Genomic DNA, 19,406 nt, shown 5'->3' with positions numbered 1-19,406 from the left:
GGCCCCGCCACCACTCCCTGGAGCCTTATGCCACGCTGCTTTTGGTGTTCTGAAGATCCGCTATACATGGCTTATCACGATCAGGAGTGGGGAACGCCGCTGCGCGATGCGCAGGGTTTGTTCGAGTTGCTTTTGCTCGAAGGGTTCCAGGCGGGCCTGTCCTGGATCACTGTTTTACGCAAACGCGAGCATTATCGAAAGGTCTTGTTTGGTTTTGATGCGCAACGGTTGGCGACGCTGACCGATGCTGAAATCGAAGCCTTGATTCTCGATCCGGGCATTGTGCGCAATCGCTTGAAGCTCAACGCCACCCGCCGCAATGCCTCTGCCTGGCTGGCTCTCGAAGATCCGGTGGGTCTGCTCTGGTCGTTCGTTGGCGGCGTGCCCAAGGTCAATCATTTCAAGGACCGCAGCGAAGTCCCGGCGATTACCCCGGAAGCTGAGGCCATGAGCAAAGCCCTGAAAAAAGCCGGTTTCACCTTCGTCGGGCCGACCATTTGCTACGCCTTCATGCAGGCCAGTGGCATGGTCATGGACCACACCCAAGACTGCTACCGTTACGCGGACTTGGCCAACGCCGGTTAGAATGCCCGCTTTGCGCACCACACACGATCAGGAGTGACCTGTGGAAAAGTTTAAAGGCGCCTTGCTGGTAGGCGCTCTCCGGTTGTTCGCCCTGCTGCCCTGGCGCGCTGTCCAGGCCGTCGGCACGGCGATTGGCTGGATCATGTGGAAAACCCCCAACCGTTCCCGCGACACGGTGCGGATCAACCTTTCCAAGTGCTTCCCGGACATGGACCCTGCGGCCCGCGAGCGCCTCGTCGGGCAGAGCCTGATGGACATCGGCAAGTCCCTCACCGAAAGCGCCTGCGCCTGGATCTGGCCGGCCCAGCGTTCCATCGACCTGGTGCGTGAAGTCGAAGGCCTGGAAGTGCTGCACGAAGCCCTGGCCTCGGGCAAAGGCGTGGTCGGCATCACCAGCCACCTGGGCAACTGGGAGGTGTTGAACCACTTCTATTGCAGCCAGTGCAAACCGATCATTTTCTACCGTCCGCCCAAGCTCAAGGCGGTGGATGAGTTGCTGCGCAAACAGCGCGTGCAGTTGGGCAATCGCGTGGCGGCGTCCACCAAGGAAGGCATCCTCAGTGTGATCAAGGAAGTGCGCAAAGGTGGCCAGGTGGGGATTCCCGCCGACCCTGAGCCGGCAGAGTCCGCCGGGATTTTTGTGCCGTTCTTCGCTACCCAGGCGCTTACCAGCAAGTTCGTGCCGAACATGCTCGCGGGCCACAAGGCGGTGGGCGTGTTCCTGCATGCGCTGCGACTGCCGGACGGTTCGGGTTACAAGGTGATCCTGGAAGCAGCACCGGAAGACATGTACAGCACCGACACCGCCACGTCCTGCGCGGCGATGAGCAAGGTGGTGGAGCGCTATGTCGGCGCCTACCCGAGCCAGTACATGTGGAGCATGAAGCGCTTCAAGAAGCGTCCGCCGGGTGAAGAGCGCTGGTACTGATTTACCGCTGACCTCCAGGCCCATGGAGATCAACTGTGGGAGCTGGCTTGCCTGCGATGTGGGCAACTCGGTTTTTCAGTGATACCGAGGTGATGCCATCGCAGGCAAGCCAGCTCCCACAATTGGGTTCCGCTTAGGGTTGGCGGTCGAGTTTCTTCAGGAACACCGCCATTTCTTTTTCGGCCTGTTTGTCGCCATGGGCCTGGGCTGCTTCAATACCCTTCTCCCACGCCCGCCGCGCCGCCGCACGATCTTCCAAGCCCAACTGCGCCTTGCCCAACAGCTTCCACGCTGCCGAATATTTCGGATCAAACTCCACGCATTTCCGCAGATGTTCGGCGGCCTTGGCGTTGTCCTTCAAATCCAGATAGCCCTTGCCCAAACCAAAGCGCAGCAGCGAGTTATCCACACCCTTGGCGAGCATTTTTTCCAGGGATTCGAGCATGTCGGTCACTCCGTCAAATCAGAAAAAGCTCAATCCCACGTGGAACAGTTTCTCCACATCGCGGATATGTTTTTTATCCACCAGAAACAGAATCACGTGGTCGCCTGTGGCGATTACCGTGTCGTCGTGGGCGATGATCACTTCTTCATCCCGAATGATCGCGCCGATGGTGGTGCCCGGTGGCAGGCCGATATCGCGGATGGCCTTGCCGATCACCTTGCTCGACTTCGCATCACCGTGGGCAATCGCCTCGATGGCTTCCGCCGCGCCACGGCGCAGGGAGTGCACGCTGACGATATCGCCACGGCGCACGTGCGCCAACAGCGTACCGATGGTGGCCAGTTGTGGGCTGATGGCGATGTCGATATCGCCGCCCTGGATCAGGTCCACATAGGCCGGGTTGTTGATGATGGTCATCACCTTCTTCGCCCCCAGCCGCTTGGCGAGCAACGAGGACATGATGTTGGCCTCGTCGTCGTTGGTCAGGGCCAGGAAAATGTCGGCGTCGGCGATGTTTTCTTCCATCAGCAGGTCGCGGTCCGAGGCGCTACCTTGGAGTACGACAGTGCTATCGAGGGTGTCGGACAAATGCCGGCAGCGCGTCGGGTTCATCTCGATGATCTTCACTTGGTAGCGGCTTTCGATCGCCTCCGCCAAGCGTTCGCCGATCTGCCCACCACCCGCGATCACGATGCGTTTGTAGCTCTCGTCGAGCCGGCGCATTTCGCTCATCACTGCGCGAATATTCGCCTTGGCGGCGATGAAAAAGACTTCGTCGTCAGCCTCGATCACCGTATCGCCTTGGGGCAGGATTGGCCGGTCACGACGGAAAATCGCCGCTACGCGGGTCTCCACATTCGGCATGTGTTCGCGTAGCTGGCGCAGTTGCTGGCCGACCAGCGGGCCGCCGTAGTAAGCCTTCACCGCCACCAGTTGCGCCTTGCCTTCGGCAAAGTCGATCACCTGCAAGGCCCCGGGAATCTCGATCAGGCGCTTGATGTAGTGGGTCACCACCTGTTCTGGGCTGATCAATACGTCGACCGGAATCGCATCGTTGTCGAACAACCCGGCGCGGGTCAGGTAGGCCGCTTCGCGCACGCGGGCGATCTTGGTCGGGGTGTGGAACAGCGTGTGGGCGACTTGGCAGGCGACCATGTTGGTTTCGTCGCTGTTGGTGACGGCCACCAGCATGTCGGCATCGTCGGCGCCGGCCTGGCGCAGCACCGTCGGGAACGACGCGCGGCCTTGCACGGTGCGGATGTCGAGGCGGTCACCGAGGTTGCGCAGACGCTCGCTGTCGGTGTCGACCACGGTGATGTCGTTGGCTTCGCTGGCCAAATGCTCGGCCAGCGTGCCGCCGACCTGCCCTGCCCCAAGGATGATGATTTTCATCCGGTCACTCCCTTAAAACCATTCAGCCGCGTGCGGCGGCGATCTTGATCAGTTTGGCGTAGTAGAAGCCATCGTGGCCGCCTTCCTGTGCGAGCAATTGGCGGCCGTGGGGTTGCTTGATGCCGGCCGTGGTCGCGAGGTCCAGTTCCCGTGCACCGCTGGTGCGGGCGAGGAAGGCTTCGATCACCTCGGTATTCTCCGTCGGCAAGGTGGAGCACGTGGCGTAGAGCAGGATGCCGCCGACCTCCAGGGTTGGCCACATGGCGTCGAGCAACTCGCCTTGCAGTACGGCCAGCGCAGCAATGTCGTCGGGTTGGCGGGTGAGTTTGATGTCCGGGTGGCGGCGAATCACACCCGTGGCGGAACACGGTGCGTCGAGCAGGATGCGCTGGAACGGTTTGCCGTCCCACCAAGTGGCAGTATCGCGGCCATCGGCGGCGATCAGCTCGGCGCTTAGGCCCAAGCGTGCGAGGTTTTCGCGCACGCGCACCAGGCGTTTGGCTTCCAGGTCGACGGCAACTACCCCGGCCAGGTCTTTTTCGACTTCCAGGATGTGACAAGTTTTGCCGCCGGGTGCGCAGCAGGCGTCGAGCACGCGCTGGCCTGGTGCCAGGTCGAGCAGGTCGGCGGCCAGTTGCGCCGCTTCGTCCTGCACGCTGATCCAGCCTTCGGCAAAGCCCGGCAGGCTGCGCACGTCAATGGCTTCTTCCAGCACAATACCGTCGACGCTATACACGCATGGCGTGGCGTTGATGCCGGCACCTGTGAGCAATTGCAGGTAGGCGTCACGGCTGTGATGGCGACGGTTGACCCGCAGGATCATCGGCGGGTGTGCATTGTTGGCTGCGCAGATGGTTTCCCACTGCTCAGGCCAGAAGGCTTTCAGGGATTTTTGCAGCCAGCGTGGGTGAGCAGTGCGCACTACCGGGTCATGCTCCAGCTCGACCAACAGCGCTTCGCTTTCACGCTGCGCGCGGCGCAGCACGGCGTTGAGCAGAGCCTTGGCCCAGGGCTTTTTCAGCTTATCGGCGCAACCGACGGTTTCACCGATGGCGGCGTGGGCCGGCACGCGGGTGTAGAGCAACTGATAGAGGCCGACCAGCAGCAGCGCTTCGACATCCGCGTCCGCCGCTTTGAACGGTTTTTGCAGCAGTTTTGCCGCCAGCGCCGACAAGCGTGGCTGCCAGCGGGCCGTACCAAAGGCCAGGTCCTGGGTAAAGCCGCGATCACGGTCCTCGACCTTATCCAACTGGGTGGGCAACGAGCTGTTCAACGAAGCTTTGCCGTTGAGGACGGCGGCGAGAGCCTTGGCGGCGGCCAGACGCGGGTTCATTGGGCAACCGCCCCGAGAACCGTACCCAGGGCAAATTTCTCACGACGGCTGTTGAACAAGTCGCTGAAATTCAGCGCCTTGCCACCGGGCAATTGCAGACGGGTCAGGCACAGCGCTTGCTCACCGCAGGCGACCAACAGGCCATCTTTGCTGGCGCCGATGATTTCACCGGGCGCGCCTTTGCCATCGGCCAAGGTGGCGGCCAGTACTTTCAAGGCTTCGCCATTGAGGGTGCTGTGGCAGATCGGCCACGGGTTGAAGGCGCGCACCAGTCGCTCCAGCTCCACGGCCGGGCGGCTCCAGTCGATGCGGGCTTCGTCTTTGTTCAGCTTGTGGGCGTAAGTCGCGAGGCTGTCGTCTTGCACTTCACCTTCCAGGGTGCCAGCAGCCAGGCCGGCGATGGCTTGGATCACGGCAGGCGGGCCCAGCTCGGCCAAACGGTCGTGCAGGCTACCGCCGGTGTCTGCACCGGTGATCGGGGTGGTCACTTTCAGCAGCATCGGGCCGGTGTCCAGGCCCGCCTCCATGCGCATCACGGTCACGCCGCTTTCGTGGTCGCCTGCTTCAACGGCGCGCTGGATCGGCGCCGCACCGCGCCAGCGTGGTAGCAGCGAGGCATGGCTGTTGATGCAACCCAGGCGTGGAATGTCCAGCACCGCTTGGGGAAGGATCAAGCCATACGCGACGACCACCAGCAGGTCCGGCTTCAGCGCGGCCAGCTCGGCTTGGGCATCCGCGTTGCGCAGGGTCGGCGGCTGCAGCACAGGGATGTTGTGCTCCAGCGCCAGCTGCTTGACCGGGCTCGGCATCAGTTTTTGCCCGCGCCCGGCCGGACGATCCGGCTGGGTGTACACCGCGACGATGTCATAAGGGCTGCTCAGCAGTGCCTTGAGGTGTTCGGCAGCGAATTCGGGAGTGCCGGCAAAAACAATGCGCAGTGGCTCGGTCATGGGAGGTCTCGGTTAAAAACAGTCACAAAAGAAAAAGGCTTGCCGCAGCAAGCCTTTGGAAGAGAGGCATCAAGCTTGCTGGCGATGCTTTTTTTCCAGCTTCTTCTTGATCCGGTCGCGCTTGAGCGTGGACAGGTAATCGACAAACAGTTTGCCGTTGAGGTGGTCGCACTCGTGCTGGATGCACACGGCGAGCAGGCCTTCGGCGATCAGTTCGTAGGGCTTGCCGTCACGGTCCAGGGCCTTGATCTTCACGCGCAGCGGGCGTTCTACATTCTCGTAGAACTCCGGCACCGACAGGCAGCCTTCCTGGTATTCGCCCATCTCTTCGGTCAGCGGTTCGAACTCGGGGTTGATGAACACCCGTGGTTCGCTGCGATCTTCCGACAGGTCCATGACCACGACGCGCTGATGCACGTTGACCTGGGTGGCGGCGAGGCCGATGCCCGGGGCTTCATACATTGTTTCAAACATGTCATCGACCAACTGACGAACCTTGTCGTCCACTACGGCCACCGGTTTGGCGATCGTGCGCAGGCGCGAGTCGGGAAATTCGAGGATGTTCAAAATAGCCATAAGCGTAATTGCTGCACATGTGAGGTAGAGGCAAATCGGCGTTGGGATGGACCCAGACAGCCGGTGTGAAATGCTCAAAAGCCGCGAAGGCCGTGGCATTTCACGCGAATGTACATAATAAAGGAGATTGACCCCATGAGGAAATCGCTACTCGTCTTGCTGCTGTGGGCGCCGTTCGCCGTGGCCCTGTTGTCCCAGCCTGCACAGCGCCTGGATCAACCCACGCAACAGGCTATCCAGCGCTTTTTACTGCATAACCGCATTCTCGATACAGCCCAGGACCTGGACCACGCGCCGTACATTGTCGCGGCAGGCGATGGGCGGGTTTTGGGCGCTAATGGCGAGCGCGTTCACGCCAGAGGGAATCTGGACCCGTCCCAGCCAGACTACGGGATCTTCCGACGCGGCCGGGCCTACACCGACCCGAAAACCCAAGAACTGCTTGGTATCAATGCCGACCACATTGGCACTGCACGTTTTGTGATGGCGGGCGACCTTACTACCCTGGCCGTTCAGCAGGTGACACAGGAGGTGCGCCCCGGAGACCGCCTCCTTCGTACGCAACCTCCCGTCGATGCGGGCAACCTGGAGCAACGGAAGTCCGCCCCCTTTGTCGATGGGCACATCATCGACATCCCCAAAGGCGTCACCCAAATTGGCGTGCTGGATACGGTAACCCTCAACAAAGGCCGCCGCGACGGCCTGCTTGAAGGCCAACTGCTGACGGTGATCAAGGCCGGCACCACTGTGCGAGATGTGCTCTCAGGTGCCCCGACTCAACTTCCCGACGAACGTGCCGGCACCCTGCTGGTGTTTCGCACCTTTGAAAAGCTCAGCTATGGATTGGTCCTTAGTGCCTCGCGCTCACTGGCGGTCATGGACCGATTCGAGACTGCCCATCAAACGCAATAAATAGCCTGCTAAATAAGTTACCAACAGAGTTATCCACAGCTTGTTCCGATCAAGGATGATCAGATGTATCCGACAAACAGTCATAAAATTTCCCCAGCAGAGCTGGAAGCCCGACTACGCTTGCACAGGCTGCCGGAACTGGGACCCAAGCGTTTTCGCGTATTGATCGAAGCGTTCGGTTGCGCTTCAAAAGCCATCAGTGCGCCGGCCAGCGCCTGGCGTTCTCTCGGGTTGCCGGCTATCTGTGCCGAGTCGCGGCGCAGCCCGGAAATCCGTGAGGGTGCCAGCCACGCCTTGGCCTGGCTGGCCCGTCCGGCCCAGCATTTACTGATGTGGGACCAGCCTGAGTACCCTGCGCTGCTCGCCCAGATCGACGATGCGCCGCCGTTATTATTCGTCGCCGGAAACCCGGCAATCCTGGAAAAACCCCAACTGGCAATTGTCGGTAGCCGTCGCGCCTCACGCCCCGGCATGGACACGGCCGCCGCGTTTTCCCGCAGCCTGGCGAGCGCCGGTTTTGTCATCACCAGTGGCTTGGCGCTGGGCATCGATGGCGCGGCGCATCAGGCGGCATTGGCGGTGGGAGGCCAGACAATCGGTGTGTTGGGCACAGGCCTGGAAAATTTTTATCCACAGCGCCATAGAACGCTCGCGGCGGCGATGACTGAGCAAGGCAGCGCGGTGATTTCCGAGTTTCCACTGGATGCCGCACCTCAAGCGGGCAATTTCCCCCGGCGCAACCGGATCATAAGCGGCTTGTCGTTGGGTGTGCTGGTGGTGGAAGCCAGCATGGCCAGCGGCTCGTTGATCACCGCGAAGCTGGCGGCCGAGCAAGGGCGTGAGGTGTATGCGATCCCGGGGTCCATTCATCATCCCGGTGCCAAGGGTTGCCACCAATTGATCCGTGAGGGTGCGGTGCTGGTGGAAACCATTGAGCACATTCTGGAAGGTTTGCGCGGCTGGCAGGCCCTGTCTTGTCCGGCCCCCATGCCAGTTACCCATCCGCTGGTGGCGTTGCTGCATGCCGCACCCCATACCAGCGAGGGGCTGGCGATTGCCAGCGGGCGGCCGTTGTCCCAAGTGCTGTCGACGCTGACGGAACTGGAGCTTGAAGGCCAAGTGATCTGCGAGAGTGGCCGCTGGCTCGCGCGCCGCTAGGTTTTGTAAAGAAGATCGGTAAACTGCGCAGAGCTTTAGTCCGGAGAGTGAACAATGGTCAACAGGTGGCGTGTGCTGGAAGCCGCACGAGAAATTCGCGCAGGCGCGGTGATTGCCTATCCGACCGAGGCGGTCTGGGGCCTGGGCTGCGATCCGTGGAACGAAGAAGCGGTGGACCGGCTGCTGGCGATCAAGAATCGCTCGGTGGACAAGGGCCTGATCCTGGTGGCGGACAACATTCGCCAGTTCGATTTTCTCTTTGAAGACTTCCCGGACACTTGGATCGAGCGCATGGCCAGCACCTGGCCGGGGCCGAATACCTGGCTGGTGCCCCATCAGGACTTGTTGCCTGAGTGGGTAACCGGTGTGCATGACACGGTAGCCTTGCGAGTGAGTGATCATCCGCTGGTGCGGGATTTGTGCTCGTTGGTGGGGCCGCTGATTTCTACGTCGGCCAACCCTCAAGGCCGCCCGGCGGCACGCACGCGGATTCGTGTGGAGCAGTATTTCCGTGGTCAGGTGGATCTGGTATTGGGTGGTGCCCTGGGTGGGCGCAAGAACCCGAGCCTGATTCGTGATTTGGCGACGGGTGAGGTCGTGCGTCCGTCTTGAGACCGAGGTGCGGCCTTCGCGAGCAAGCCCGCTCCCACATTTGACCGAGTTCCAACATGAGAATGCGGTCGAGTGTGGGAGCGGGCTTGCTCGCGAAGAGGCCTTCATAACCTCTAGAGATCTATCGTCTTACGGCAACAGAATGGTCGACCCAGTAGTCCGCCGCCCCGACAACTCCGTCTGCGCCTTCGCCGCGTCCGCCAGCGAATACCGCTGGTTGATATCAATGCGCACCTTGCCGCTCTTGATCATCGAAAACAGATCATCGGCCATCGCCTGCAAGTTTTGTGGGTTGTTGGCGTAGGTCGCCAGGGTCGGCCTGGTTACATACAGCGAGCCCTTGGCCGCCAGAATCCCCAGATTCACCCCATCTACCGCACCCGAGGCATTCCCGAAGCTCACCACCAAGCCACGCGGTGCCACGCTGTCCAGTGAGGTCAGCCAGGTGTCCTTGCCGACGCCGTCATACACCACCGGCACTTTCTTACCGTCAGTCAATTCCAGCACACGCTGTGCGACATTTTCCTTGCTGTAGTCGATGGTTTCCCACGCGCCAAGGGATTTGGCCAGGGCGGCTTTTTCCGGCGAGCTCACGGTGCCGATCAGCTTCACGCCCAAGGCTTTGGCCCATTGGCAAGCCAGGGAACCTACGCCACCGGCAGCGGCGTGGAACAGAATGGTTTCACCACCCTTCAGCTCATAAGTCTGGCGGAGCAGGTATTGCACGGTCAGACCCTTGAGCATGGCGCCTGCGGCCTGCTCAAAGCTGATGTCGTCCGGCAAGTGCACCAGGTTGGCGGCGGGCAATACATGCAGTTGGCTGTAGGCGCCCAACGGGCCACTGCCGTAAGCCACACGGTCACCGACTTTGAATTGAGTGACTTCGCTGCCGACCGCATCAACCACACCGGCACCTTCTGCGCCCAACCCCGATGGCAACGCTGGCGGCGCGTACAGACCACTGCGGAAATAGGTGTCGATGAAGTTCAGGCCAATCGCCTCGTTACGCACGCGAACTTGCTGCGGGCCGGGCTCTGCTGGCGTGTAGTCCACATATTCGAGGACTTCGGGGCCGCCATGGGCGCTGAACTGGATACGTTTGGCCATCTGCACTTCTCCTTGAGGTCGAATCGCGTAGCCCCCTATCCCACTCCTATGCTTGATCTTCGTCAACTGCGACGCACGTGGGTGCGGTGGTATCCTGTGCGCCCATTTGCCGCCGACGCCCAATGGCCTCGCGTAGCTTTGCCCGATTCAAGGTGATGCCATGACTACCCGCACCGAGGCTGTTAAAGCCTACCTGCTCGACCTGCAAGACCGCATTTGCAGCGCCCTGGAAACCTTCGAGACGGACACTCGCTTTATCGAAGACGCCTGGACCCGGCCTGCCGGCGGTGGCGGTCGCACCCGTGTGATCGCAAACGGATCGGTGATCGAAAAAGGCGGCGTTAACTTTTCCCACGTGTTTGGCAGCGGCCTCCCACCGTCCGCCAGTGCTCACCGCCCGGAGTTGGCCGGTCGCGGGTTTGAGGCGCTGGGCGTGTCGCTGGTGATCCACCCGCACAATCCCCATGTGCCGACGTCCCACGCCAACGTGCGTTTTTTCATCGCCGAAAAAGAAGGTGAAGAGCCGGTGTGGTGGTTCGGTGGCGGCTTCGACCTCACGCCCTACTATGGCAATGAAGAAGACTGCATCCATTGGCACCGCGTGGCCGAGCAGGCCTGTGCGCCGTTCGGCGCGGACGTGTATCCGCGCTACAAGGCGTGGTGTGACACCTACTTCCACATCAAGCACCGCAACGAACCACGCGGTATCGGCGGTCTGTTCTTCGATGACTTGAACGAGTGGGACTTCGACACCTGCTTCGCCTTCATCCGCGCCATCGGTGACGCCTACATCGACGCCTACCTGCCGATCGTGCAACGTCGCAAAGCCATGGCTTATACCGAGCAGCAACGCGAGTTCCAGGAATTCCGCCGTGGGCGCTACGTTGAATTCAACCTGGTCTACGACCGTGGCACCCTGTTCGGCCTGCAGTCGGGTGGCCGCACCGAGTCGATCCTGATGTCGCTGCCCCCACAAGTACGCTGGAGCTACGACTGGAAGGCTGAAGCCGGCAGCGAAGAAGCGCGCCTCACCGATTACTTCCTGCAAGACCGCGACTGGCTCGGCCTGGCCGCGCCGAAGGCGGCTGTCTGATGGACCGTTATGTCGTGTTCGGCAACCCCATCGGCCATAGCAAATCGCCGTTGATCCACCGAATGTTCGCGGAGCAGACGGGCGAACAGCTGGACTACAGTACCCTGCTCGCGCCGCTGGAGGATTTCGCCGGCTGTGCCCGTGAGTTCTTTCTGCAAGGCCGAGGCGCCAACGTCACCGTGCCGTTCAAGGAAGAGGCCTACCGCCTGGCCACTACCTTGACCGAGCGCGCCCAGCGCGCAGGTGCGGTGAACACCCTGAGCAAGTTGGGTAACGGCACCCTGCTGGGTGATAACACCGACGGCGCGGGCCTGGTGCGCGACCTGACGGTCAATGCCGGGTTGAGCCTGCAAGGCAAGCGCATCCTGCTGCTGGGCGCCGGTGGCGCTGTCCGCGGTGCATTGGAACCCTTGCTGGCGGAGCAACCGGCCTCGTTGATCATCGCCAACCGTACGGTGGAAAAGGCCGAATTGCTCGCTGGGCTGTTTGAAGATCTCGGACCGGTATCCGCCAGCGGTTTCGACTGGCTGCGTGAGCCGGTGGACCTGATTATCAATGCCACGTCCGCGAGCCTGTCAGGCGATGTACCGCCGATTGCCGGCAGCCTGATCGAACCGGGCAAGACGTTTTGCTACGACATGATGTATGCCAAGGAGCCGACTGCGTTCTGTCGCTGGGCCACCGAACAAGGCGCAGCCGTCGCGATGGATGGCCTGGGCATGCTGGTGGAGCAGGCGGCGGAAGCGTTCTTCCTGTGGCGCGGTGTGCGCCCGGATTCGGCACCGGTGCTCGCAGAACTACGCCGCCAACTCATCTAGCTCCAATCTAATGTGGGCACCGTCAATATGGGAGGGGGCTTGCCCCCGATAGTGGTGGTTCAGCTAAGTAATTCTTGGCTGACACGCTGCCATCGGGGGCAAGCCCCCTCCCACATTTTTAACTGCGTTCAGTCTTCGAAGTGGAGGGGACAGTTGTCGGCCCCTTCCAGCTTCTTCAACTCATCCACCACCTGCGGCCGGGCACGGCGCAGGGTCAAACTGCGCCCCAAGCCCCGCAATCGTCGCGCTTCCTGATGCAGCATCTCCACTCCGGAATAGTCGATAAAGTTGATCTGCTGTGCCTCGATGACCACCCGCTGGCCGTGCAGGCTTTGCAGGCGCACTTGCAGGTAATGGCTGGCGCCGAAGAAGATCGAGCCGCCGACCCGCAGCACATCGTCGTCGCCGTCACGCCACTGTTGAACCCGCGGTTGTGAGGTGCGCTTGAGGTAGAAAAACAGCGACGCCAACACCCCGGCGTAAATCGCTGTTTGCAGCTCCAGCAGCAAGGTGGCAATGCAGGTCAGGCTCATCACTACAAACTCGGCGCGGCTCACTCGGAACAACGCGCGAATGCCTCGATGGTCCACCAGGCCCCAGCAAATCAGCAGAATGCTCGCCGCCATGCTCGGGATTGGAATGTGCGCGATCAACGCCGCGCCAAACAAGGCGAACAGCGCCACCCAGAGGGCGGAAAACATCCCTGCCAATGGCGAGCATGCCCCGGCGTCATAGCTGAGACCGGAGCGGGTAAAGGAACCGGCCGACAAGTACCCCGAGAAAAATCCGCCAACGATGTTGGATAACCCCTGGGCGCGGACTTCCTGGTTGGCGTCGAGCAGTTGCTGCGAACGGGCCGACAGCGAGCGGGCAATCGACAGGCTGGTCACCAGCCCCAGCATGCCCACTGCTACAGCACTGGGCAGCAGGCGCAGAAGCAGGTCCAAGTCCATCGGCAGCGGGCTGAATGGCGGTAACTTGCCGACAAATGAACTGACCAGCGCGACGTGCCCGAACATCGCCGGCCACAGCCAAGTCGTCAGGCTGCCCAACGCCAGGGCAATCAACAATGTCGGCCAGCGTGGCACCCAATATTTGAGCAGTGCACCCAACAGCAATGTGCCAAGCCCGAGCGCGAGGGAGGCGTGGTCCCATTCCCCGCCATGCTCCACCAGCGCCAGCAAGCTCTTGATCGCCGTGGCCTGACTCGGCAAATCCAGGCCCAGCAGATTGGGCAACTGGCCCAGGGCAATCACCACGGCGGCGCCCAGGGTGAAACCCAGCACCACTGAATGGGAGACAAAGTTCACCAGCGCGCCGAAGCGCAGCATGCCCAGCAGCCACTGGAAAACGCCGGCCAGGAAGGTCAGCAACAGGATCAAGGTGATGTAGTCCTGGGAGCCTGGTACCGCCAAGGGGCTGATGCTGGCGTACAGCACGATGGAAATCGCTGCCGTCGGGCCGCAGATCAGGTGCCAGGACGAACCCCAGAGGCACGCGATCAGCACCGGGACGATGGCCGCATACAGACCGTATTCCGGTGGGAGTCCGGCGATTAGCGCGTAGGCAATCGATTGAGGCAGTGCGAGTACCGCGCCACTGAGGCCGACAATTGCGTCTCGACCCACGCTGACGCGGGTCTGGCGCGGGAGCCAACTGAGGAAGGGGAAAAGTGTATGGCGGTTGGGCCGGGGCATCGCGGACTCGGGTAGGAAAAGGTGTGAGCCAGGGTATCAGTACACGCAATCCCCTGTGGGAGCTGGCTTGCCTGCGATGCTGGCACCTCGGTGTTACAGGAACACCGGCGGTGATGCTATCGCAGGCAAGCCAGCTCCCACAGGGGGCGGCTGAGGCCTTTAGAGTTTGGCTTTTACGGCGGGCAATGCGTCTTGGCCGTCCAGGGTCTTCACGCCGTCCAGCCACTTGTCGAGCACGGCCGGATTGGCCTTGATCCACGCCTTCGCCGCATCGGCATTGCTGACCTTGTTGTTGGCCACCTCGGCCATGATGCTGTTCTCCATTTCCTGGGTGAAGCCGAGATTGGTCAGCAGCTTCCCGACGTTCGGGCAGGCCTGCGCATAACCCTTTCGGGTCAAGGTATACACACTGCCGGTGTCGCCAAAGTATTTCTCGCCGCCCTTGAGGTAATGCATTTTCAACTGCACGTTCATCGGGTGCGGTGTCCAGCCAAGAAAGGTGACGAATTTCTGTTTCTTCACCGAGCGCGACACCTCGGCAAGCATCGCCTGCTCGCTGGACTCAATCAGCTTCCACTGGCCGAGATCAAAGTCGTTCTTCTTGATGATTTCCTGCAACGAGATATTTGCCGGCGCGCCGGAGCCGATGCCGTAGATCTTCTTGTCGAACTTGTCGGCGAATTTACTCAGGTCGGCAAAGTCATGCACCCCGGCGTCCCACACATAGTCCGGCACGGCGAGGGTGAACTCGGTGCCGTCGAGGTTCTTCGCCAGTTGCACCACATCGCCATTGGCCACGAACTTGTCATAGAAACCCTGTTGCGCCGGCATCCAGTTACCCAGGAACACATCCACTTGACCGTCCTTGAGCCCGCCAAAAGTGATCGGCACGGCCAGGGTGTCGACCTTGGGTTTGTAGCCCATGCCCGTCAGCAGAAAACCGGTGATGGCATTGGTGGCCGCGATATCGCTCCAGCCTGGATCGGCCATCTTTACCGTTTCACAACTGGCGTCTGCGTAAACATTGGCGCTTCCCAGCGCCAGGAGCCCCAGCATCACAGTTAACTTTTGCATGGCCTTCCCTCTGTCTATTTATTGGTTTTGGCAGGGTTGTGGATAACGTGCCTTGCGCTCCAGGTCGTCGAGGTCGATATGGTTGCGCATGTATTGCTGACTGGCGTCCACCAGTGGCTGGTGGTCCCAGCTCTTCAGCTTGCCCTCGGTCAGCGCCTCAAACACTAGGCGACGGCGGCGTTGGCTGGCGAGCACCTGTTGGTGGATCGCCGGGATGTCCCATTTGGCCCGAGCCTCGTCCAGGAAAGCTGCAAACAACGCCTGATGGTGCGGCGACTGGCTGAGGTCTTCCTGCTCCCGTGGGTCGTTGTGTACATCGAACAGTAGGCAAGGGTCGTCTTCGCTGTAGATGAATTTGTAGGCGCCACGGCGAATCATCATCAGCGGGCTGACAGTGCCTTCTGCCATGTACTCGCCAAACACTTCATCATGCCCGCCCTGCCCTTGCAGGTGCGGGAGCAGTGAGCGGCCGTCCAGCGGCAGGCGCGGGTCCAGCTCGCCGCCGGCCAGCTCCACCAGGGTAGGCAACAGGTCGGCGGTGGACACGGCTTGAGACACGCGGCCCGCCGCGAATTGCCCCGGCGCATTCACCAGCAGCGGCACCCGGGCGGCCATTTCAAACCAGTGCATTTTGTACCAGAGGCCGCGTTCGCCGAGCATGTCGCCGTGGTCGCCGGAGAAGATGATGATCGTGTCGTCGGCCAGGCCGGTGTCTTCCAGGGTTTGCAGAAGCTTGCCGACGTTGCTGTCGATGTAGCTGCACGCACCAAAGTAGGCGCGCCGCGCATCGCGAATCTTATCCACAGGCAATGGCTTGCCCCAGAGGTCGTAGACCTTGAGCAGGCGCTGTGAGTGCGGGTCGAGATCAGCCTGAGGCGGCGTCGTAGGCAATGGGATGTCGCTGTCGTCGTACAGATCCCAGAATGGCTTGGGAATGGTGTACGGGTCGTGGGGATGGGTCATCGATACGGTCAGGCAGAACGGCTGGTCGCCGTCTTCACGGATATGGTCGAACAGATACTGCTGGGCTTTGAACACCACCTCTTCGTCGAAATCCAGCTGGTTGGTGCGTACACACGGGCCGGCTTGCAGCACCGACGACATGTTGTGGTACCAGGTGGGACGCACGTCCGGTTCATCCCAGTTCACGGCCCAGCCATAGTCGGCGGGGTAGATGTCGCTGGTCAGGCGCTCTTCGTAGCCGTGCAACTGATCGGGGCCGCAAAAGTGCATCTTGCCTGACAGCGCTGTGCGATAGCCGAGGCGGCGCAGGTAGTGGGCATAGGTCGGCACATCGGCAGGGAAATCCGCCGCGTTGTCGTAGGCGCCGATCTTGCTCGGCAACTGGCCGCTGACCAGCGTGAAGCGCGACGGCGCGCACAAGGGGCTGTTGCAATAGGCAGCGTCGAACACTACGCCCTGGGCGGCGAGGCGGCTCAGGTTCGGTAGTTTGATCGGGGAAGGTCCGTAGAACGGCAGCATCGGCGCAGCCATTTGATCGGCCATGATGAAAAGAATGTTCTTGCGCTTCATGATCTATCGGCATTCCATAGGCAGTGTTTATGCGAATGAGCATGCGGCCCATGAAAATTGGGGTAAAGCCCATGAAAAGCAATGTCTAGGATAACTACAGCTTATGTATGAAGCCCTCGCTGGCCTGTCCCTTGACCTGCTGCGTGTCTTCGAAGCCGCAGCGCGCCATCGCAGCTTTACCGCTGCCGCGATGGAGCTGGGCACCACCCAGCCGGCCATCAGCCAGCAGATCAAGCGCCTCGAGGAACAGTTGGCGATTCGCTTGTTTGATCGCATCTACCGAGGCATCGAATTGACCGACGCGGGTGCGCTGTTGTTCGAGCACACCCAGGGGGGCTTGCAGACCATCAACCAAGGACTGAGCGCAATCACCCAGCAGGGTCAGCACGAGGTGTTGCAAGTAGCCACCGACTTCGCGTTCGCCGCCTACTGGCTGATGCCGCGCCTGCACCGCTTCCATCAGGCCAACCCGCTGGTGGATGTCAGCCTGGTCACCAGCGAACGCAACCACGCCACCCTGCGCAGTGATATCGACGTAGCGGTGTTGTTCGGCGATGGCCGCTTCAAACAGGGCGACAGCCTGTGGCTGTTCAATGAGGAAGTTTTCCCGGTATGCAGCCCGCAGTGGCTCAAGGCGCAGTCCACGCCGCTGACTGTACGGAATTTGCAGGATTCTCCCCTGCTGCACCTGCGCCAGGAAAACAACAGCCAGTGGTTCGACTGGAGCGGTGTGTTTCGCGAGTTGGGCATCACTGCCACGCCCACCCCAGGCCAGTTGCGCTTCGACAACTACACGCTGTTGATCCAGGCAGCGATTGCCGGCCAGGGTGTAGCCATCGGTTGGCGCCACCTGGTGGATGATCTGCTGCAACAGAACTGGTTGTGCCGGCCGATCAGCGACACGGTGGTGTCGCGCTTCGGGTATTACGTCGTGCAGCCACAACGTAAACGTCGGGGCCAGTTGATCGAGCGCTTTGTCGACTGGTTGGTAGCGGAGCAGGCCAGCAGCGCGAAGTCGTTGACCGGGCTGGCCCTGCCGTCGATTGCGGTCTAGGATCGGCGCACAGTGGACACGGATTTCGCCATGCAACGTATCAAGGGCTATCACGCCCATATCTATTTCGACGCCAGCACCATCGAGCAGGCGCGCACCCTGTGTGAAGACGCGACCAAGCTGTTCCCGTTGCGTATGGGGCGCGTGCACGAGCGGCCTGTGGGCCCGCACCCGGACTGGAGCTGCCAACTGGCGTTCGAGCCGGAATACATCGGCGTGGTACTGCCGTGGTTGGCGTTGCACCGCAATGGCCTGGTGGTGTTCCTGCACCCTGAAACCGGTGATGACCTGAAAGATCACACCGACTACGCGATCTGGATGGGGGCGATGCGCGAGCTGAATTTGTCTGTTTTTTAATCAAAGCTGATACGAATCCCGTTCCCTTGTGCAAAGGCGACGGGATTTTTTATGGTTATTGCTCAACATGTGGGACTGATATTTATATATTGAGATATCGCCGGGCATAGGTTTATATTCGCCCATCTGCTTTTTTCAGCACCCACTCATTTCAGGTGAAGCGATGCAGGCGCAATTGATCGCGCTCGATTGGGGAACCAGTTCCCTTCGTGCTTATAAACTCGGTCCGGCAGGCGTGGTGCTGGAACAGCGCTCGCTGGCGTGGGGCATCATGCATTTGCCCAGCGAGCCCCGGGACATTGCCGGTGTGCGTTGCAGCAACGGCTTCGAGCTGGCGTTCGATGCGGCGTGTGGCGATTGGCTCGACGCCGAGCCAAGCCTGCCGGTGATCGCCTGCGGCATGGTCGGCAGCGCCCAGGGCTGGAGCGAAGCGGCCTACCGCAACACGCCGGTCGACGTTGCAAGCCTGGGCCAGGCGCTGCACCGCGTGCACAGCGTGCGTGGGGTCGACGTGCACATCGTGCCGGGTGTGATCGAGCAGGTTGGCTTGCCCAATGTGATGCGCGGCGAAGAAACCCAGGTATTGGGCGTGCTGCAAGGGCTGGGCGCTGATGTGTTGATCGGCTTGCCGGGCAGCCATTCCAAGTGGGTCGAGGTCGTCGAAGGCTGCATCACCCACTTCGACACCTTCATGACCGGCGAGCTGTTCGCGGTGCTGAGCAAGCACAGCCTTCTTGGGCGGACTCAACGAGTATCCGAGCACTTCCAGGCCGAAGCCTTTGACCGTGGCGTGCAGGTGGCGCTGTCAAAAGATGGCCAGCGCGGCGTGTTGTCGACCTTGTTCAGTGCCCGCACCCTTGGACTCACTGCCGAACTCGCCCCTGACCAGCAGCCCGATTACTTGTCCGGCTTGCTCATCGGTCATGAACTCGCAGGCCTGCCCGTCAGTGCCAAATACAAGCCCATCATCCTGGTCGGCGCCGCCGCCCTCTGCGCCCGTTATCAACGTGCCCTCGCCCTTTGCGGCTTTGCCCACGTCAGCCTGGCGCAGGAAGCCACCGAGCGTGGCCTGTGGCAACTGGCCGTGGCGGCCGGGCTCACTCAGCCTGTATCGGAGGCCTGACATGCTCAAGCAAGCACTCGCGCAAAACGGTTTGATTGCCATTCTGCGCGGCATTCACCCGGACGAGGCCCAAGCCATCGGCCAGGTGCTGTACCAAGCGGGTTTTCGTGTGATCGAAGTCCCACTGAATTCGCCGGACCCTTACACCAGCATCCGCACCCTGCGTGACACCCTGCCCGCCGATTGCCTGATCGGTGCCGGTACGGTGTTGACGCCTGCACAGGTCGAACAGGTGAAAGCCGCGGGTGGCCAGGTCATCGTGATGCCCCACAGCGATGCCAAGGTGCTGCGTGCCGCCAAGGCAGCGGGTTTGTTGCTGTCGCCGGGCGTCGCAACGCCCACCGAAGCCTTCGCCGCCCTGGACGAAGGTGCCGACGTATTAAAGCTGTTCCCCGCTGAGCAAATGGGCCCCGCCGTGATCAAGGCGTGGCTGGCGGTCTTACCTGCGGGCACCTTGTTGCTGCCGGTGGGCGGTATCACCCCGGACAACATGCAGGTGTTTATCGACGCCGGCGCCAAAGGGTTCGGGCTGGGTTCCGGGTTGTTCAAACCGGGTATGACGGCAGATCAGGTAGCGAGCCGCGCCCAGGCTTATGTGGCTGCCTGGAACGCCCTGAGCTGACTTCAAGTTCGCGCCCGCAGGCGCTGCATCTATAAGA

20 protein-coding genes are annotated in these 19,406 nt (G+C 61.3%); 11 read left to right on the top strand and 9 right to left on the bottom strand.

All coding sequences use genetic code 11. The features are described 5' to 3' along the window. Positions 1-27 precede the first annotated feature (27 nt). Both AC07V4_RS00510 and AC07V4_RS00505 read left to right on the top strand, forming a co-directional pair. Positions 28-585 (top strand): DNA-3-methyladenine glycosylase I, encoded by a 558-nt coding sequence (locus AC07V4_RS00510; RefSeq protein WP_492635211.1) that lies wholly within the window; start codon positions 28-30, stop codon positions 583-585. A gap of 40 nt (positions 586-625) precedes the next feature. Then, entirely contained in the window at positions 626-1,513 is an 888-nt protein-coding gene (locus AC07V4_RS00505) for a lysophospholipid acyltransferase (RefSeq protein ID WP_071490897.1), read from the top strand. A 133-nt stretch (positions 1,514-1,646) separates the two neighbouring features. On the opposite strand, the gene AC07V4_RS00500 is transcribed toward AC07V4_RS00505, so the two are convergent. From AC07V4_RS00500 to def, 5 genes are all read right to left on the bottom strand, one after another. Beyond that, complete coding sequence (locus AC07V4_RS00500; protein WP_492635212.1) at positions 1,647-1,958, bottom strand: tetratricopeptide repeat protein; 312 nt, start codon at positions 1,956-1,958, stop codon at positions 1,647-1,649. A gap of 18 nt (positions 1,959-1,976) precedes the next feature. After that, a complete protein-coding gene (gene trkA / locus AC07V4_RS00495; RefSeq protein WP_431750725.1) occupies positions 1,977-3,350 on the bottom strand; it encodes a Trk system potassium transporter TrkA in 1,374 nt (457 codons plus the stop codon). Positions 3,351-3,372: 22 nt separating this feature from the next. Beyond that, positions 3,373-4,683 (bottom strand): 16S rRNA (cytosine(967)-C(5))-methyltransferase RsmB, encoded by a 1,311-nt coding sequence (rsmB, locus tag AC07V4_RS00490; RefSeq protein ID WP_492635213.1) that lies wholly within the window; start codon positions 4,681-4,683, stop codon positions 3,373-3,375. After that, positions 4,680-5,633: a methionyl-tRNA formyltransferase gene (fmt, locus tag AC07V4_RS00485; RefSeq protein ID WP_492635214.1), complete on the bottom strand. Its 954-nt coding sequence runs from the start codon at positions 5,631-5,633 to the stop codon at positions 4,680-4,682. Before fmt ends, rsmB begins: the two co-directional genes overlap by 4 nt. A 69-nt stretch (positions 5,634-5,702) precedes the next feature. After that, positions 5,703-6,209, bottom strand: a complete 507-nt coding sequence (gene def / locus AC07V4_RS00480; protein ID WP_017135146.1) for a peptide deformylase — start codon at positions 6,207-6,209, stop codon at positions 5,703-5,705. A gap of 135 nt (positions 6,210-6,344) precedes the next feature. Here def and AC07V4_RS00475 point away from each other — a divergent pair, with 135 nt between their 5' ends. From AC07V4_RS00475 to tsaC, 3 genes are all read left to right on the top strand, one after another. Further along, positions 6,345-7,121: a peptidoglycan-binding protein gene (locus AC07V4_RS00475; RefSeq protein ID WP_492635215.1), complete on the top strand. Its 777-nt coding sequence runs from the start codon at positions 6,345-6,347 to the stop codon at positions 7,119-7,121. A gap of 63 nt (positions 7,122-7,184) precedes the next feature. Beyond that, the gene (dprA, locus tag AC07V4_RS00470; RefSeq protein ID WP_492635216.1) at positions 7,185-8,279 is read left to right on the top strand and encodes a DNA-processing protein DprA; all 1,095 of its coding nucleotides are present in this window, start codon (positions 7,185-7,187) and stop codon (positions 8,277-8,279) included. A 54-nt stretch (positions 8,280-8,333) separates the two neighbouring features. Further along, complete coding sequence (tsaC, locus tag AC07V4_RS00465; protein WP_110623903.1) at positions 8,334-8,891, top strand: L-threonylcarbamoyladenylate synthase type 1 TsaC; 558 nt, start codon at positions 8,334-8,336, stop codon at positions 8,889-8,891. Positions 8,892-9,020: 129 nt separating this feature from the next. On the opposite strand, the gene AC07V4_RS00460 is transcribed toward tsaC, so the two are convergent. Then, a complete protein-coding gene (locus AC07V4_RS00460) occupies positions 9,021-9,998 on the bottom strand; it encodes a quinone oxidoreductase family protein (RefSeq protein WP_431751130.1) in 978 nt (325 codons plus the stop codon). Positions 9,999-10,158: 160 nt separating this feature from the next. Between AC07V4_RS00460 and hemF the strand changes: the two genes are divergently transcribed. Further along, positions 10,159-11,091, top strand: a complete 933-nt coding sequence (gene hemF / locus AC07V4_RS00455; RefSeq protein ID WP_492635217.1) for an oxygen-dependent coproporphyrinogen oxidase — start codon at positions 10,159-10,161, stop codon at positions 11,089-11,091. Continuing rightward, complete coding sequence (aroE, locus tag AC07V4_RS00450; RefSeq protein WP_492635218.1) at positions 11,091-11,909, top strand: shikimate dehydrogenase; 819 nt, start codon at positions 11,091-11,093, stop codon at positions 11,907-11,909. Before hemF ends, aroE begins: the two co-directional genes overlap by 1 nt. A 128-nt stretch (positions 11,910-12,037) precedes the next feature. On the opposite strand, the gene AC07V4_RS00445 is transcribed toward aroE, so the two are convergent. The 3 genes from AC07V4_RS00445 to betC form a co-directional block, all read right to left on the bottom strand. Next, positions 12,038-13,606: a SulP family inorganic anion transporter gene (locus tag AC07V4_RS00445; protein WP_492635219.1), complete on the bottom strand. Its 1,569-nt coding sequence runs from the start codon at positions 13,604-13,606 to the stop codon at positions 12,038-12,040. Between the two features lie 159 nt (positions 13,607-13,765). After that, complete coding sequence (gene choX / locus AC07V4_RS00440) at positions 13,766-14,680, bottom strand: choline ABC transporter substrate-binding protein (protein ID WP_492635220.1); 915 nt, start codon at positions 14,678-14,680, stop codon at positions 13,766-13,768. 18 nt (positions 14,681-14,698) lie between these two features. Next, complete coding sequence (gene betC, locus AC07V4_RS00435) at positions 14,699-16,213, bottom strand: choline-sulfatase (RefSeq protein ID WP_492635221.1); 1,515 nt, start codon at positions 16,211-16,213, stop codon at positions 14,699-14,701. Between the two features lie 103 nt (positions 16,214-16,316). Between betC and AC07V4_RS00430 the strand changes: the two genes are divergently transcribed. The 4 genes from AC07V4_RS00430 (at position 16,317) to AC07V4_RS00415 (ending at position 19,369) form a co-directional block, all read left to right on the top strand. After that, complete coding sequence (locus AC07V4_RS00430) at positions 16,317-17,267, top strand: choline sulfate utilization transcriptional regulator (protein WP_492635222.1); 951 nt, start codon at positions 16,317-16,319, stop codon at positions 17,265-17,267. Positions 17,268-17,297: 30 nt separating this feature from the next. Then, positions 17,298-17,624 (top strand): DOPA 4,5-dioxygenase family protein, encoded by a 327-nt coding sequence (locus AC07V4_RS00425; RefSeq protein WP_492635223.1) that lies wholly within the window; start codon positions 17,298-17,300, stop codon positions 17,622-17,624. A 163-nt stretch (positions 17,625-17,787) separates the two neighbouring features. Next, entirely contained in the window at positions 17,788-18,747 is a 960-nt protein-coding gene (locus AC07V4_RS00420) for a 2-dehydro-3-deoxygalactonokinase (protein ID WP_492635224.1), read from the top strand. Position 18,748: 1 nt separating this feature from the next. Continuing rightward, positions 18,749-19,369 carry a 2-dehydro-3-deoxy-6-phosphogalactonate aldolase gene (locus tag AC07V4_RS00415; protein WP_492635225.1) on the top strand — a complete coding sequence of 207 codons (621 nt, stop codon included), beginning with the start codon at positions 18,749-18,751 and terminating at the stop codon, positions 19,367-19,369. Positions 19,370-19,406: the final 37 nt, after the last annotated feature.

Source organism: Pseudomonas sp. GW821-FHT03A09 (assembly GCF_059421065.1).
This window is presented reverse-complemented; position numbering and strand designations above follow the sequence as displayed.

Bases quoted from the DNA above. Each gene is read 5' to 3' on its own strand.
- AC07V4_RS00430 (WP_492635222.1), top strand. From the start codon at position 16,317: ATGTATGAAGCCCTCGCTGGCCTGTCCCTTGACCTGCTGCGTGTCTTC.
- AC07V4_RS00475 (WP_492635215.1), top strand. From the start codon at position 6,345: ATGAGGAAATCGCTACTCGTCTTGCTGCTGTGGGCGCCGTTCGCCGTG.
- choX (WP_492635220.1), bottom strand. From the start codon at position 14,680: ATGCAAAAGTTAACTGTGATGCTGGGGCTCCTGGCGCTGGGAAGCGCC.
- AC07V4_RS00510 (WP_492635211.1), top strand. From the start codon at position 28: ATGCCACGCTGCTTTTGGTGTTCTGAAGATCCGCTATACATGGCTTAT.
- trkA (WP_431750725.1), bottom strand. From the start codon at position 3,350: ATGAAAATCATCATCCTTGGGGCAGGGCAGGTCGGCGGCACGCTGGCC.
- def (WP_017135146.1), bottom strand. From the start codon at position 6,209: ATGGCTATTTTGAACATCCTCGAATTTCCCGACTCGCGCCTGCGCACG.
- hemF (WP_492635217.1), top strand. From the start codon at position 10,159: ATGACTACCCGCACCGAGGCTGTTAAAGCCTACCTGCTCGACCTGCAA.
- AC07V4_RS00460 (WP_431751130.1), bottom strand. From the start codon at position 9,998: ATGGCCAAACGTATCCAGTTCAGCGCCCATGGCGGCCCCGAAGTCCTC.
- AC07V4_RS00415 (WP_492635225.1), top strand. From the start codon at position 18,749: ATGCTCAAGCAAGCACTCGCGCAAAACGGTTTGATTGCCATTCTGCGC.
- AC07V4_RS00425 (WP_492635223.1), top strand. From the start codon at position 17,298: ATGCAACGTATCAAGGGCTATCACGCCCATATCTATTTCGACGCCAGC.
- fmt (WP_492635214.1), bottom strand. From the start codon at position 5,633: ATGACCGAGCCACTGCGCATTGTTTTTGCCGGCACTCCCGAATTCGCT.
- betC (WP_492635221.1), bottom strand. From the start codon at position 16,213: ATGAAGCGCAAGAACATTCTTTTCATCATGGCCGATCAAATGGCTGCG.
- rsmB (WP_492635213.1), bottom strand. From the start codon at position 4,683: ATGAACCCGCGTCTGGCCGCCGCCAAGGCTCTCGCCGCCGTCCTCAAC.
- AC07V4_RS00420 (WP_492635224.1), top strand. From the start codon at position 17,788: ATGCAGGCGCAATTGATCGCGCTCGATTGGGGAACCAGTTCCCTTCGT.
- tsaC (WP_110623903.1), top strand. From the start codon at position 8,334: ATGGTCAACAGGTGGCGTGTGCTGGAAGCCGCACGAGAAATTCGCGCA.
- AC07V4_RS00445 (WP_492635219.1), bottom strand. From the start codon at position 13,606: ATGCCCCGGCCCAACCGCCATACACTTTTCCCCTTCCTCAGTTGGCTC.
- dprA (WP_492635216.1), top strand. From the start codon at position 7,185: ATGTATCCGACAAACAGTCATAAAATTTCCCCAGCAGAGCTGGAAGCC.
- aroE (WP_492635218.1), top strand. From the start codon at position 11,091: ATGGACCGTTATGTCGTGTTCGGCAACCCCATCGGCCATAGCAAATCG.
- AC07V4_RS00500 (WP_492635212.1), bottom strand. From the start codon at position 1,958: ATGCTCGAATCCCTGGAAAAAATGCTCGCCAAGGGTGTGGATAACTCG.